Source organism: Streptomyces griseobrunneus (assembly GCF_046713465.1).
GTDB classification, from domain to species: domain Bacteria; phylum Actinomycetota; class Actinomycetes; order Streptomycetales; family Streptomycetaceae; genus Streptomyces; species Streptomyces microflavus.
The window spans coordinates 853,221-866,620 of record NZ_CP177080.1; the positions used below are offsets into that span (position 1 = coordinate 853,221).

A 13,400-nucleotide genomic window follows, 5' to 3' on the forward strand; every position below is an offset into this window, starting at 1 on the left:
GCGGCGGGGTGCGTCGCGGTCAGTCGGTCCCCGGTCCGGGCCCCGGCCGTCGCCGCCAGGGGTGCAGGAGGCCGGCGAGGATCTCTCCCGTGCCGGGGAAGGACGCCGGGTCATGGAGGCCGACGGCTGCGGGTTCGTGGCCGGGGCGCCAGGTGAAGCTGCCGAAGAGGTGGTCCCAGCACGACAGGTCGGAGCCGTAGTGGCCGGCTTCGGACAGGTCGGTGCTGTGGTGCAGGCGGTGCTGTTCGGGACTGGCCAGCAGATGGTTGAAGCGGCCGATACGGACGTCGATGTTGGCGTGGACGAAGTAGCCCTGGGCGACGACGAAGAGCCCCGTCAACAGCACGGCCGAGCGGGAGAATCCGGCCAGGGCCAGGGTCAGTTGGACGAGGGTCTGGGCGAGGACGATGTCCAGCACATGGTTGACACCGTTGTTGGCGACGTTGACCTTCTGCGGCACGTGGTGCACCCCGTGCAGGCGCCACAGGAGGGCGCTGGTGTGGCCCAGCCGGTGCACCAGGTAGCTGACGAGCGATCCGGCCAGGAGGGCGCCCGGAATCTCGGCCCAGAGGTGATGGGTCTGCCCGTCGGACGAGATCCACCCCACGGCGGCCGTGACCAGAAGTTGCGCGAGTCCACTTCCGGCCATGGTGAGCAGAAAGTAGATGCCGTACCAGCGCCACTCGTCCTTTCCCGGGTGCCAGGTCCGGTCATAGGGAATCAGCTGTTCGAGAGTGGCCAGATACACCAGGGTCCAGACGAGGAAAAGCGGACTCACGATGGCCGGATCCCAGCGCAACACCAATGCGGATGCGCCGACAAGGACGACAGCCAGCAATAGCAGCGGATAGGCGGTGGCCCGAAGAACGGAAGCCGGGGAGATTCCGACCGCGCTCTTCCCGCCGCCCGAATAGCCAACCGAATCGATCTCGCCATCGGCGGACCGTTCGCACTCGTCCATCCGTGACCCTCCACAGGAGATGTGATCTAGGAGAGAACATCACATCGGTACAGGTCAAGGGCGCCCGAGGGGTTGATGGGCACCCCGGGGCGTGAGCAGCTGCTCATGTACCGATCGATTCCGGACACCCGGCTCCGGCGAAACGGGCCGTGGCGCGAACCGATGCCCCCCAGCTCCATCGGCCCAGGTGATTCATTTCCGATTCCCACGGCTTTAACCACCACCTCGTCACCGAATTGGGGGGCTCTTCGCGGGCGTTCGCCGCACGCCATACACGCAGAGGATTTCCGGGACGGTGGAATGCGGGAAATCGTTCGCAGCACCTGGTCGAGTTAATTTGTGCGAGGAATTTCTTCATAGGATCATCCCTGTGCCGTGTGACGGGCGCATGCAGCTGCGCCGTGTTGTGCGTACGTGCGCGGCGGCGCACGGTCGGCCGGGGCGGTGCGCCCGCGTACCGGTCGGCGCGAGGCGTCCTTTCACCGGTGCGAACACCCTGCGATGATCGGCGCCGAGCCGCGCACCCGCCCCCGGGCGGAGCCGCGGCGACAGACTGTCGGCGCCACGACCGTCACCCGGCCCCGGGCGCCCAGAGCGAGGGAGTCCCCTTGACGTACGACGTCAGCACACTGCGCGCGCAGTTTCCCGCCCTCCGGGCCGGTACGGCGCACTTCGACGGGCCCGGCGGCACGCAGACCCCGGCGCCCGTCATCGCGGCCTTCACCGAGGCACTGGGCCGGCCGCTGTCGATCCGGGGCGCCACTCTGCCCGGGGAGGTCCATGCGGAGACGATCGTCGGCGACTTCAGACAGGCGCTGGCGGATCTGCTGGGCGCGGACCCGGGCGGGATCGTCCACGGACGCAGCTCGACCCAGCTCACTTACGACATCTCCCGCATCCTGTCGCGGAGTTGGGCGCCGGGTGACGAGGTGGTGGTGAGCCGGCTGGACCACGACGCCAACATCCGCCCCTGGGTGCAGGCGGCCGAGCGGGCCGGTGCGGTGGTGCGGTGGGCGGAGTTCGACCCGGCCACCGGGGAGCTGCCCACGGAGGCCGTCGGCGCGCTGCTGACCGAGCGGACCCGGCTGGTCGCGGTGACCGGGGCGTCCAACCTGATCGGCACCCGGCCCGATGTGGCCGCCATAGCGGAGCTGGTCCACGGGGCCGGTGCGCTGTTCCACGTCGACGGGGTGCACCTGACGGCGCACGACTTCGTGGATGTGGAGCGGCTCGGCGCCGACTTCTTCGTCTGCTCGCCGTACAAGTTCTTCGGCCCCCACCACGGCGTGCTCGCCGCCCGGCCCGAGCTGCTGGAGACCCTGCGGCCGGACAAGCTGGTGCCGTCCAGCGACGCCGTGCCGGAGCGCTTCGAGCTGGGCACGCTCCCGTACGAGGCGCTGGCTGCGACCCGTGCCGCCGTCGACTTCATCGCGGACCTGGGCACCGGCGGCCCGGCGGCCGGGCGCCGGGACCGGCTGCGGTCCGCCTACGCGGCGATCGGCGCCCACGAGAGCGCCCTGCTGGAGCTCGCCGAGAAGGCGCTGGGCGAGCTGGGCGGGGTGACGGTGCACTCCCGGGCGGCCGACCGGACGCCCACGCTGCTGCTCACCTTCGAGGGCCGGGACGCCTCGGACGCGTACCGCTTCCTCGCCCGCTCCGGCGTCCACGCCCCGGCCGGCTCCTTCTACGCCCTGGAAGCCTCCCGCCACCTGGGCCTCGGCGACGACGGCGGCCTGCGCGTGGGACTGTCCCCTTACAACGACACGGACGACGTCGAGCGCCTGCTGACGGGGCTGGCGGACTTCCTGCGCTGACGGGGACGGCGGGCCACGGGGGGCGGCTCATGGAGTCGTCTATCGTCCCTCGGCCGGGGAGCCGGACAGTTCCACGGTGATGTGCGGGGACAGCGCGCGGAGGAAGTCGGGCGCGTCGAAGATCTCGCCCGCCGAGGCGACTCCGGCCACCCGGGTCCGTCCGGTCAGTACGCGGTCGACCGCTTCCACCACGAGGGGCGCGGTGACGGCGTAGATGTCCTGGCCCCGGGCCACGGCCCGCCGTTCGGCTCCGCCCGAGCGGACGACGACGTCGACGAGGAACGTCTGGCCGGACCGGCCGCGTCCGTCGACCGCTGCCGGTGACGGCGTGTCCGGGGCCGCGAGGTCCCGGGCCGCCTCGGCCGTCATATAGGTGCGCACCTCGGGGATGGACAGATGGCTGGGTACGGTCACGACGTCGGCCATCGTGAACTCCCCGATGACCGGCCGGAGGCCCATCGGGTCGGGGAAGGGCCACTGAAGGGCCGGTGGGGCGTCGTCGCGGTACTCCAGCCGCCCGCCGGTGTGGACGATGCGCCGGCCGCCCCGCCGCTCCCGGGAGACCGCGCCCGCCGTGCGCGTCCCGGCGGTGGGGTGCCAGCTGCTCAGTCCGTACGCGATGTGCGCCTCGTCGGCCGCCGTCCAGTCGCCCATCGCCGCGGTGGTCAGCAGATCGCCGAAGCCGCCGAAGAAGGCCATCGCCGGGACGATCACCGCTCCCGCGTCCCGGGCGCGGCCGGCGAAGTGCGCGAAGGTGTCGAGGTTGGCCTCGATCTCGGCCGCCACGTCCAGATAGGGGATGCCCGCCCGCAGGGCCGCTTCGATCACGGGGGCGGCCGTCGTGGCGAAGGGCCCGGCGCAGTTGATGACGGCTGCCGCGCCGGCCAGTGCGCGGTCGAGCGAGGCCGGGTCGCCGGCCGACGCCGTACGGGCGGCCGACCCGGTCCCGTACGCCAGCGCCTTCAGCTTGTCGGCGTCGCGGCCTACGAGGAGCGGGAGGAGGCCGCGCTCCCTCAGCTCCGCCACCACGAACCGCCCGGTGTGCCCGTACGCACCGAACACCGCCACCGTCTGGCCCGATCCCATGAGTTCTCCCCTGTTACGCGAATGGCCCGCCGGTCCGCCGGCTTGCTGCGATCCGTCACCGACATCCTGGCGAGGGCGGGCCGCCCACCGTGATGGTCCGGAACGCCATGCCCCGTACACTTTCGGACATGACCACTGTCGCGCTGGCCGTCACCGACGGCATGCTGCCCTTCGAGCTGGCCCTGGCGTGCGAGGTCTTCGGATCCGACGCACCCGGCGGGGCGGACCCCTGGTACCGCCTCTCGCTCTGCGGGCCGGGCGCCGTGCGGGCCGGCCGGTTCCTGCTGGAGCCCGACCACGGGCTCGACCGCCTCGTCGGCGCCGACACGGTGATCGTCCCCGGCTGGGTCGACATCGACCGGCCGCCATCCGCCGAGCTGGTCGACGCGGTGCGCGCGGCCCACGAGGCGGGCGCACGCGTGGCCTCCCTCTGCACGGGCGCCTTCGTGCTGGCCGCCGCCGGTCTCCTGGACGGCAGACGTGCCACCACGCACTGGGCGCACGCCGGGGTGCTGGCCGAGCGCCACCCCCGGGTGACGGTCGACCCGGACGTGCTCTACGTCGACAACGGCAGTGTCCTCACCTCCGCGGGCAAGGCCGCCGCCATGGACCTGTGCCTGCACCTCGTCCGCCTCGACCACGGCTCGGCGGTCGCCAACGCCCTCGCCCGCCGTCTGGTCGTGCCGCCCCACCGGGACGGCGGCCAGGCCCAGTTCGTCACCACTCCGGTCCCCGCGCCGGACAACCACCCGCTCGCCGCGCTCTTCCCCTGGGTGATGGGGCGGCTGGACCAGCCGCTCACCGTGGAGGACCTCGCCCGGCAGGCGCGGATGAGCTCACGCCATCTGGGCCGCCACTTCAAGTCGGTCACCGGCACCAGCCCGTTGCAATGGCTGCTCACCCAACGGATCCGCCACGCGCAGGAGTTGCTGGAGACCACCGACGACACCGTCGACACCATCGCGACGGCCACCGGCATGGGCACCGCCACCACCCTGCGCCGTCACTTCCACCGGACCGTGGGGGTGCCGCCGGACGCCTATCGCCGCACCTTCCGCGCACGGAGCCGCCCCGCCCCGGACGGCGAACTCCCCCGGAAGAGAGGGGTCATCGCCGGCTGATGGCCGTGAGCACGTCCAACGCCTCGGCCAGGCCGGACGGATGGAGGGCCCGGGAGGGCAACTGTCCGGCCCAGCCCGGTCCGGCGACCAGGACGGCCGGCCGCCTGCGGGCGCCCCGTACGCCCCACTCGATGGACTCCACCCGCGCCACCAGCGCGCGGCTCGCGGTGGACCGGGACTGGGCCCAGAGCACGACGGCGGCGGGTCCGGTGCGGCGGACCGCCTCCTCCATCGCCTCCACCGGCAGAGCGGCGCCGAACATCCTGACGGGCAGGCCTTGTTGGGCCAGTCCGGCGGCGAGCGCCTCCAGGGCCAGGGTATGGCTCTCGCCCGGGGTGCAGGCCAGGAGGGAGACGCCGGAACCGGCCGTGGGTGCGCGCTGCGCCGCGGCCCGGCGCAGCGCGCTGGAGACGTGCCAGGACAGGAGGTGCTCGACCTCGACGTACCGCTCGCCGACGGTCTCCCATTTACGGCCGACGGCGTGCAGCGTCGGCATGATGACCGACTCCCAGGCGGCGAGCAGCCCGTACCCGTCGATCGCCGCGTCCAGCAGTTCGTCCATGGCCTGCGCGTCCAGCCGGACGGCCGCCCTGACCAGCCCGCGGCACTCCCGTCGCGCCCGGCCTACCGGGAGCGCTCCGGGGGCGTGGGAGGAAGCTCCGGGGGTGAGGGAAGACGCTCCGGGGGTGCGCGAGGACGGCGCCCGGCTGTGGCTCGCCGGCGCGTCCGGCCGGTCCGGCAGCCGGGGAGGGGCGTCCCGGGAAGCGGCGGCCAGAGCCGCGCGGGCGGCCTCGGCCGGGGGCATTCCCGCGTTCGTCAGGCCGCACATGCACTCCAACAGCCCAATGTCGGCCGACGTCCACCGCCGGTGCCGGCCGCCCTCGCGCGAGGCCGGGCCGATCCCGTAACGGCGGTCCCACGAGCGCAGGGTCGTCGGCGCCACCCCCAGCAGCCGGGCCACCGCCCCGGTGGTCAGGCCCCCCTCGGCTGTTCCCCGGGTGAGCGTGCCGACCGCGTCGTCCATACCAGCCACCATACGATGCAGAAACGATGCGTGTTGCCGGGCTCGGCGCCGCCCGGTTGCCTGGAGGTCACAGGTTGCCCGGAGATCAGTGGGGCGACGGGCCCACCGGTGGCGGAGCGGAGAGGACGGACGGACATGACGGCTCTCCCGAGCCCGGTCGGCCCGGTGGCCGCGGTGACTTCCCCGGCCGAGGACCGGGCCGAGTCGGAACGGCTGGCGGCGGGGTTCGTGCGCGGCGACGAGGAGAGCTTCGCCCTCGTGTACCGCCGGTGGGCCGCCCTGGTGTACTCGCTGGCGGCCCGGTCCCTGGGGGACGCCCGGGAGGCCGAGGACGTGGCTCAGCAGACGTTCCTCGCCGCGTGGCGGGGCCGCCACGGCTACCACGCGGTGCGGGGCCCGCTGCCGGGCTGGCTGATCGGCATCGCCCGCCGGAAGATCGCGGACGCCCACGCGGCCCGATCCCGGCGTACGGAGCTGGCTGCGGCCCACGCGGCGCGCGAGGGGTCCGGCGTCCCCGGTCCGTCCGAACGGCCGGAGGCCGCGCTGGACCGCGTGCTGGTGACGCAGGAGCTGCGCAAGCTGCCCCCTGTCCAGCGGCACATTCTCCGTCTGGCGTTCTTCGACGACCTCACCCACGTCCAGATCGCCGAGCGGACCGGCCTGCCGCTGGGCACAGTGAAGAGTCACGCCAGGCGCGCGATATTGCGCATCCGGCGCTCCGTGACGGAGAGCTCCGCCCCGGTGGAGTGACGCGGCGGGGAAAGAAGGGCCGCACGGAATGCGTACGGACCGCGCACGGAATGGGGGGGCGGATATCAGGGCCCGCGAGGGCTCTCGCATCAGCCACCGACAGGAGACGGCAATGAAACTGAGCGACGAACTCCCCGTGGACCACCGGCTCGCGGCCGTGTACCGGATCGGAGCGGGGCTCTGCGGAGCCATCCTGCTGGTCTTCGGCATCCTCGGCTTCACCAACCAGCTGGGCTTCTTCGACACGAGCGGCACACAGGTGGCCGGGCTGTCGACGAACGGCCTCCTGAGCCTGATCTCCGTCGTCGTCGGTCTCGTGCTGATCGCCGGGGCCGGGATCGGCGGAAACGTCGCATCCATGGTGAACATGGCGGTCGGCTCGCTCTTCATCCTCAGCGGGTTCGTCCACATCTTCATCCTGGACAAGGGCGCGAACATCCTGGACTTCGGTATGTCCAACGTGATCTTCAGCTTCGTGATGGGGCTGCTGATCCTGACCTTCGGGATGTACGGACGGGTCACCGGCGGGCTCCCGCACGACAACCCGTACTGGCGCAGCCGCCACCCGGAGCAGGCCGCCCAGGAGGACCAGGCCCGCCGGGGAGCGGCGGCCGGGGGGCCTCCCCGGCTGACCGGCGGCGCGGGTGCGCGCCCGGTCACCCGGGAGACCGGGCCCCGGCTGCCCGGGGTCTGACGCCGCCGCTCAGACCTTGCGGTAGCGGGCGTTGAACCAGGAGAAGACACCGAAGGCGACCAGGCCGAGGGCTATGACCACCAGGAGCCACGGACCGACGGGGGTCTCGGTGAAGGAGCGCAGGGTGTCGTCCATCCCCTTGGACTGATCGGGGTTGTGCTTGACCGCCGCGGCGACGGCGAACCCGCCCGCGGTGGCGAAGACCGCACCACGCGACGCGCCGCCGAAGACTCCGGTGAAGTCGACCGCGCGGCGCACCTTCTGCGACATCTCCGACATCTTGAGGTGCTTGTGGTACTTCCGCATGATGGCCCGGACCGCGATCCACAGACCGGCACAGGCGATCGCGACGCCCCCGATGCCGACGATCCACTGGCCTCCGGGCCAGCCCAGCGCCTTGGCGGTGACGTCCTGCGACTGCTGGTCGGACGAGCCGCCACCGCTGCCCGAGTCACCTGCGGCGAAGGACAGGACGGAGTAGGCGACGAAACCGTAGAAGACGAAGCGTCCGGCGGCCATGGCCCGCTTGGTGGGCTTGCCGCCGTCCGGGCCGGCCTGGCCGAAGAAGGCCTCGGACAGCCGCCAGAGGGCCATGCCGATCAGGGCGATGCCCAGCAGCCACAACACGACCATGCCGAACGGCTTCTCGGCTATCTCGGCGATCGCGCCGCCCCGGTCCGCCTGCTTGCCGCCACCGGAGAACGCGATCTGGAGGGCGAGGGCGCCCACGAGGATGTAGATCAGCCCTCGGGCCCCGAACCCGGCACGGGCTCCGACCTCCATCGCGGTGCTGTTGGCGGCTCGCCTGGCCTGGCCGCGCCCCTGGGATGCTACTGAACGGGTATTCATGTCATGCCGATTGCCCCGGTCCGGCGGATCAACTCCTGCCGGAACGGGTCCTGCCGACGACGACCGGGTTGTGACCATGGTTTCCCGGGACGGCCGACCACGGGACCCGGGGCTGTTCGCGGAATGCACGGCAGACCGGAAATATGACTCGCATGCCTTTTCCGTAAATACGCAGTGCCTTTACCGTACGGTCGGTAGTGCGGCGATCGATCACTCGCATCCGACCACGGCCTACGGAATACCGCCCCTGAGGTCAGAGCCATCCACAACTCCATCGTGCCGGACGCCGTCCCGCTGTGCCTCTCGCGTCGTTTCTGCGTCGAAACCTGGCCCAACCCCATGCGGACCTGGCCGACAGGCACCGGTCGACAGGCACCCATCGACAGTACGGGCGCCCCCGGAGAGGCTTTTCCCAGCCTCAGGCAATTGTCACCGAATTACTTTTACCGGCGGGCCCCGAATTTGACCCGGATCACCTTCTGTGTGCTACTGGAATGACGGAGCCCCGTGCCCGTACGGCGCGAATATCTCACCCCACCCGCCGGAGGAGACATCATGACCATCACCCGACTGCAGCGCACCGCCGCTGCCGCTGCCGCGCTCGCCTTCCCCGCCTCCATGGCGTTCTTCGCGCCGTCGGCGCAGGCCGAGGCCCCAGCGGAACCGTTCGGTCCGGCCTGCGCCTCCGTCCCGAAGGAGGGTGCGGGCAGCCTTGAGGGCATGGCGAAGGACCCGGTCGCCACCGCCGCCTCCAACAACCCCGAACTCTCCACCCTGGTCAGCGCGGTGCAGAAGGCGGGCCTGGTGGACACCCTCAACAACGCCGAGAACATCACGGTGTTCGCGCCGACGAACGACGCCTTCGAGAAGATCCCCGAGGCGGACCTCAACGCGCTCCTCAACGACAAGGAGGAGCTCACCAAGGTGCTGACGTACCACGTGGTGGGCGAGAAGCTCACGACGAAGCAGCTTGAGGACGGCACCTACAAGACCCTGCAGGGCAGCGATCTCACCGTGAAGGGGTCCGGTTCGGACTTCACGGTGAACGACTCCTCGAAGATCGTCTGCGGCAACGTGCCGACGGCCAACGCCACGGTCAACCTGGTCGACACGGTGCTCATGCCGACGTCGTGACGGGAGCAGGGCGGTAGCCGTGACGGCGCCCATGCCCGTGGCCGGTGCCCGGACCGAGTGAAGGTCCGGGCACCGGCCACGGTCGAGGGTTCTATACGCTGAGGACGTGACCAGCGCTGACAGCCGACCGACACGGAGCGGCGCCCCGGAACCCGCGGCGGCCCCGGAACCCGGATCCGTCGCGAGCCTCCAGGCGTTCGCGGTCGAGCTCCGCCGGATGAACGGCGAGATCAACCGGATGACCCACGGCTTCGCGGCGCACCAGCAGCTGCACCCCACGGACGTGAGCGCCCTGGCGGCCATCCTCGACGCCCCCGCCCCCCTGACCCCGGGCGGGCTGCGCGAGCACCTGGGCCTCACCTCGGGCGCGGTGACCGCCTGCCTCGACCGGCTGGAGCGGGCCGGCCACATCCGGCGGGCCCGGGAGAGCGCCGACCGCCGGGTGGTGCACATCCACTACGAGGCGAGCGCCCGGATGGCCGCCCGTGACTACTTCATGCCGCTCGCCGAGGCCACCGCCCGGGCGCGCGCCCGGTTCAGCGAGGCGGAGCTCACGACCGTCCTGCACTTCCTCGCCGCCATGAACGAGGAGCTCTCCGAGGTCCCTCCGGCGCGGCGCTGAGATTTTCCGCCGCCGGGTGCATCCATGGGCGGATGACCCACCGAAGCACCCCCCGACCGGCATCCCCCGAAGGAGCCCGGTCGACTCCCCGTGCCAGCACTCCGCTAATGTATTTCAACGATTGAGATTGTTCATCATTGAGATACTCCTCGCACCCCGGGAGAAGCATGTTCACCCCTGCACGGTCGGCCCGCTGGCTGGTCCCTGTCGTCCTGCTGATCGCCTGGCTCGGCATCGGCGGCGGACTCGGTCCGTACGCGGGCAAGCTCGGCGAGGTCGCCACCAACGACCAGGCCGCCTTCCTGCCCCAGAACGCCGAATCCACCCAAGTCATCGACGCGCAGAAGGCGTTCCAGCAGAACGAGACCCTCCCGGCCATCCTCGTATGGACGTCGAAGGAGGAGGGCACACCGGTGAGCGAGGCGCAGCGGGAAGCGGCCACCGGCGCTCTCGCCTCGCTCGCGGGCACCGAGGGTGTCGTCGGTAAGGCCTCCCCCGCGCTGCCTTCCGAGGACGGCCTCGCACTCCAGGGCATCGTGCAGCTGAGCCCCGGCCTCGGGGACGAGCTGCCGACGGTGCTGGAGGAGGTCGAGAAGGCCGGTGCGGCCGTGCCGGACGCGACGGTGCAGCTCGCGGGTCCGGCCGCGAGTCAGGCCGATCTCTCCGACGCCTTCGCGGGCATCGACGGGCTGCTCCTCGGGGTGGCCCTGATCACCGTGCTCGTGATCCTCCTGCTGGTGTACCGCAGTGTGCTGCTGCCCTTCCTCATCATTCTCGGTGCGGTGTTCGCCCTGGGGCTGGCCTGCGCGATCGTCTATGTGCTCGCCGACCACGACATCGTGCGGGTGGACGGCCAGGTGCAGGGCATCCTGTCGATCCTGGTGATCGGCGCCGCGACGGACTACGCGCTGCTGCTCACCGCCCGGTTCCGGGAGGAACTCGCCGTCCACGGCGACCGGTTCACCGCGATGCGGGTCGCGCTGCGCGAGTCCTTCGGCCCGATCACGGCCAGTGCCGCGACGGTGGCCGTGGGCCTGCTCGCCCTGCTGCTCAGCGACCTCACCAACAACCGGGCGCTCGGCCCGGTGGGCGCGATCGGCATCGTCTGCTCGGTCCTGAGCGCGCTCACCTTCCTGCCCGCCGCCCTGGTGCTTCTGGGCCGCAGGGCGTACTGGCCGGCGAAGCCCAGGCAGGCCCAGGACGGGACCGGCGGCCACGGCATCTGGAGCAAGGTCGCGGCCCTGGTCGACCGGGCCCCGCGCAAGGTCTGGGCGATCACGCTGGCGTTCCTCATCGCCTGTGCCGCCTTCGCGCCCACCCTCACCTCCAAGGGCGTGCCGCTGGACGAGATCTTCGTCAACGACGCCCCGTCCGTGGCCGCCCAGGAGACGCTGGGTGAGCACTTCCCCGGCGGCTCCGGCAATCCGGCGGTGATCATCGCGGCGGCCGGCAAGCTGGCCGAGGTGAGCGAGGCCGCGAGCCGTACCGAAGGGGTGGCCTCGGTCGCGCCGGTGAGCGAGGGCGGCCGGCCCGGCGGCGAACCCCTGATCGTCGACGGCAGGGTCCGGATCGACGCGACCCTGAAGGACGCGGCCGACAGCGACGACGCCAAGGAGACGGTGGCCGCCCTGCGCGAGGCAGTGCACTCGGTGCCGGGCTCGGACGCCCTGGTCGGGGGCTACACGGCGCAGCAGTACGACACCCAGCGCACGGCCGAGGACGACCGCATGCTGATCGTGCCGGTGGTGCTGGCGATCATCCTGGTGATCCTGGTCTTCCTGCTGCGGTCGCTGCTGATGCCGGTGCTGCTGGTGGCCACGGTCGCGCTGAACTTCCTGGCGACGCTGGGGATCTCCTCGCTGGTCTTCACCCATGTGTTCGGCTTCAGCGGTACGGATTCCTCGGTGCCGCTGTACGGGTTCGTGTTCCTGGTCGCCCTGGGCGTCGACTACAACATCTTCCTGATGTCCCGGGTCCGTGAGGAGTCGCTGCGGCACGGCACCCGGGAGGGCATCCTGCGCGGGCTGACCACGACCGGCGGGGTCATCACGTCGGCCGGCGTCGTGCTCGCGGCCACCTTCGCCGCACTGGGTGTGATCCCGCTGGCGTTCCTCGTCCAGATCGCCTTCATCGTCGCGTTCGGCGTCCTGCTGGACACCCTGGTCGTACGCTCGCTCCTCGTCCCGGCGCTGGTCAGGGACATCGGGCCGAAGTCCTGGTGGCCGGGTGCGCTGAGCCGCGAGAACACGGACGGTCAGCGCGGAACAGCACCGGCGGCCGGGGGCCGGTAGGCGCTCAGCGCCCAGATCACGAAGATGTCCACCCCGATCATGAGCACCGACCACACCGGCGCGTACGGCAGGAAGAGGAACTGCGCGAACAGGGCGAGGGAGGCGATGACGATGCCTGCCACCCGGGCCCACCCGGCGCCCTTGAGGAGCCCGGCACCGGTGATCGCCGCGCAGACGCCGAGGATCAGGTGGGTCCAGCCCCAGCTGGTGAGGCTGAACCGGTAGAGGTAGTCGCCGACGGTGCCGTAGACATCGCTGTCGCCCAGGGCTGCGATGCCCTGGAGGGCCGCGACGATGCCCTGGCAGAGCATCAGCACCCCGGCGAACAGCACGCCTCCGGTGACCCATTCACTCTCCGGGTCGGGCACCGGAGGCGGGCCGGAGGAGCCGTCGTACAGGCGCGGGTCCTCGCTCATCGGCCCGTCTCCCGCTCCTCGCCGGACTGCTCCTCGCCGGACTGCCCCTTGGCGCGCTTGCCGACCACCGCGACCGCCGCGGCCGCGCTGCCCGCGAAGGCGAGGGCGACCATCCAGGGCCGGTCGAAGATGTGGCAGGTGACGTGGTCCACGGAGTAGCGGCCGGGGCCGGACAGCCCGATGGCGGCGGCGGTGAAGCCGAGGAACGCCGGGTACTCGTAGCCGCCGCCCTGGGCGAAGAAGCCCGCCGGGGCGTGCACGGCCACCGCACCGGCCATCGCGCCCGCGGCGGCGGCACCGGCGGCGGGGGTGGCGAGCCCGAGGGCCAGCAGCACACCGCCGCCCGCCTCACCGAGTCCGGCGGCCACGGCGCTGTGCTTGGGCGGATGGAAGCCCATGGCCTCCATCGCGGCCGTGGTGCCCTGGATGCCTCCGCCGCCGAACCAGCCCGCCAGCTTCTGGCTGCCGTGGGCGGCGAGCACCGCGCCGGTGCCGACGCGCAGGGCGAGCAGACCGAGATCACGCCGGTTGACGCAGACCATGGGGACTCCCGGGGTGAGGGGTTTCGCTGGCGGTCCCACTCTCGTCGGCCGGTGGCGGGCGGGCCCGGTCGAGTACGCCGTACGGGTCACGGGCCG

13 protein-coding genes are annotated in these 13,400 nt (G+C 71.7%); 7 read left to right on the top strand and 6 right to left on the bottom strand.

Annotated elements, in window-relative coordinates:
- Positions 1-19 precede the first annotated feature (19 nt).
- Positions 20-961, bottom strand: a complete 942-nt coding sequence (locus ACK8N7_RS04030; protein ID WP_500440970.1) for a sterol desaturase family protein — start codon at positions 959-961, stop codon at positions 20-22.
- Positions 962-1,569: 608 nt separating this feature from the next.
- On the opposite strand from ACK8N7_RS04030, the gene ACK8N7_RS04035 reads away from it, so the two are divergent.
- A complete protein-coding gene (locus ACK8N7_RS04035; protein WP_403210687.1) occupies positions 1,570-2,775 on the top strand; it encodes a cysteine desulfurase-like protein in 1,206 nt (401 codons plus the stop codon).
- A gap of 39 nt (positions 2,776-2,814) precedes the next feature.
- Here ACK8N7_RS04035 and ACK8N7_RS04040 read toward each other — a convergent pair whose 3' ends face one another.
- A complete protein-coding gene (locus ACK8N7_RS04040) occupies positions 2,815-3,861 on the bottom strand; it encodes a saccharopine dehydrogenase family protein (protein ID WP_403210685.1) in 1,047 nt (348 codons plus the stop codon).
- A 128-nt stretch (positions 3,862-3,989) separates the two neighbouring features.
- Here ACK8N7_RS04040 and ACK8N7_RS04045 point away from each other — a divergent pair, with 128 nt between their 5' ends.
- Positions 3,990-4,982 carry a helix-turn-helix domain-containing protein gene (locus tag ACK8N7_RS04045; protein ID WP_500440973.1) on the top strand — a complete coding sequence of 331 codons (993 nt, stop codon included), beginning with the start codon at positions 3,990-3,992 and terminating at the stop codon, positions 4,980-4,982.
- Here ACK8N7_RS04045 and ACK8N7_RS04050 read toward each other — a convergent pair.
- Entirely contained in the window at positions 4,969-6,006 is a 1,038-nt protein-coding gene (locus ACK8N7_RS04050) for a MerR family transcriptional regulator (protein ID WP_403210681.1), read from the bottom strand. The genes ACK8N7_RS04045 and ACK8N7_RS04050 overlap by 14 nt on opposite strands.
- 135 nt (positions 6,007-6,141) lie before the next feature.
- On the opposite strand from ACK8N7_RS04050, the gene ACK8N7_RS04055 reads away from it, so the two are divergent.
- Both ACK8N7_RS04055 and ACK8N7_RS04060 read left to right on the top strand, forming a co-directional pair.
- Entirely contained in the window at positions 6,142-6,756 is a 615-nt protein-coding gene (locus ACK8N7_RS04055) for an RNA polymerase sigma factor (protein ID WP_500440975.1), read from the top strand.
- 112 nt (positions 6,757-6,868) lie between these two features.
- Positions 6,869-7,450 carry a DUF4383 domain-containing protein gene (locus ACK8N7_RS04060; RefSeq protein WP_500440977.1) on the top strand — a complete coding sequence of 194 codons (582 nt, stop codon included), beginning with the start codon at positions 6,869-6,871 and terminating at the stop codon, positions 7,448-7,450.
- Positions 7,451-7,459: 9 nt separating this feature from the next.
- Here ACK8N7_RS04060 and ACK8N7_RS04065 read toward each other — a convergent pair whose 3' ends face one another.
- Complete coding sequence (locus tag ACK8N7_RS04065; RefSeq protein WP_403210675.1) at positions 7,460-8,299, bottom strand: DUF1206 domain-containing protein; 840 nt, start codon at positions 8,297-8,299, stop codon at positions 7,460-7,462.
- A 555-nt stretch (positions 8,300-8,854) separates the two neighbouring features.
- On the opposite strand from ACK8N7_RS04065, the gene ACK8N7_RS04070 reads away from it, so the two are divergent.
- The 3 genes from ACK8N7_RS04070 to ACK8N7_RS04080 all read left to right on the top strand — a co-directional run bounded on the left by ACK8N7_RS04070 (position 8,855) and on the right by ACK8N7_RS04080 (position 12,346).
- Positions 8,855-9,433 (top strand): fasciclin domain-containing protein, encoded by a 579-nt coding sequence (locus ACK8N7_RS04070; RefSeq protein WP_403210673.1) that lies wholly within the window; start codon positions 8,855-8,857, stop codon positions 9,431-9,433.
- Positions 9,434-9,539: 106 nt separating this feature from the next.
- Complete coding sequence (locus ACK8N7_RS04075; protein WP_500440979.1) at positions 9,540-10,055, top strand: MarR family winged helix-turn-helix transcriptional regulator; 516 nt, start codon at positions 9,540-9,542, stop codon at positions 10,053-10,055.
- A 167-nt stretch (positions 10,056-10,222) separates the two neighbouring features.
- Complete coding sequence (locus tag ACK8N7_RS04080) at positions 10,223-12,346, top strand: MMPL family transporter (protein WP_403210669.1); 2,124 nt, start codon at positions 10,223-10,225, stop codon at positions 12,344-12,346.
- Here the strand turns inward: ACK8N7_RS04080 and ACK8N7_RS04085 are convergent.
- Both ACK8N7_RS04085 and ACK8N7_RS04090 read right to left on the bottom strand, forming a co-directional pair.
- The gene (locus ACK8N7_RS04085; protein WP_403210667.1) at positions 12,310-12,762 is read right to left on the bottom strand and encodes a DUF7144 family membrane protein; all 453 of its coding nucleotides are present in this window, start codon (positions 12,760-12,762) and stop codon (positions 12,310-12,312) included. The genes ACK8N7_RS04080 and ACK8N7_RS04085 overlap by 37 nt on opposite strands.
- A complete protein-coding gene (locus ACK8N7_RS04090; protein ID WP_403210665.1) occupies positions 12,759-13,304 on the bottom strand; it encodes a DoxX family protein in 546 nt (181 codons plus the stop codon). The genes ACK8N7_RS04085 and ACK8N7_RS04090 overlap by 4 nt, the downstream gene beginning before the upstream one ends.
- Between the last annotated feature and the right edge of the window lie 96 nt (positions 13,305-13,400).

Bases quoted from the DNA above. Each gene is read 5' to 3' on its own strand.
- ACK8N7_RS04030 (WP_500440970.1), bottom strand. From the start codon at position 961: ATGGACGAGTGCGAACGGTCCGCCGATGGCGAGATCGATTCGGTTGGC.
- ACK8N7_RS04040 (WP_403210685.1), bottom strand. From the start codon at position 3,861: ATGGGATCGGGCCAGACGGTGGCGGTGTTCGGTGCGTACGGGCACACC.
- ACK8N7_RS04045 (WP_500440973.1), top strand. From the start codon at position 3,990: ATGACCACTGTCGCGCTGGCCGTCACCGACGGCATGCTGCCCTTCGAG.
- ACK8N7_RS04050 (WP_403210681.1), bottom strand. From the start codon at position 6,006: ATGGACGACGCGGTCGGCACGCTCACCCGGGGAACAGCCGAGGGGGGC.
- ACK8N7_RS04055 (WP_500440975.1), top strand. From the start codon at position 6,142: ATGACGGCTCTCCCGAGCCCGGTCGGCCCGGTGGCCGCGGTGACTTCC.
- ACK8N7_RS04060 (WP_500440977.1), top strand. From the start codon at position 6,869: ATGAAACTGAGCGACGAACTCCCCGTGGACCACCGGCTCGCGGCCGTG.
- ACK8N7_RS04065 (WP_403210675.1), bottom strand. From the start codon at position 8,299: ATGAATACCCGTTCAGTAGCATCCCAGGGGCGCGGCCAGGCCAGGCGA.
- ACK8N7_RS04070 (WP_403210673.1), top strand. From the start codon at position 8,855: ATGACCATCACCCGACTGCAGCGCACCGCCGCTGCCGCTGCCGCGCTC.
- ACK8N7_RS04080 (WP_403210669.1), top strand. From the start codon at position 10,223: ATGTTCACCCCTGCACGGTCGGCCCGCTGGCTGGTCCCTGTCGTCCTG.
- ACK8N7_RS04085 (WP_403210667.1), bottom strand. From the start codon at position 12,762: ATGAGCGAGGACCCGCGCCTGTACGACGGCTCCTCCGGCCCGCCTCCG.
- ACK8N7_RS04090 (WP_403210665.1), bottom strand. From the start codon at position 13,304: ATGGTCTGCGTCAACCGGCGTGATCTCGGTCTGCTCGCCCTGCGCGTC.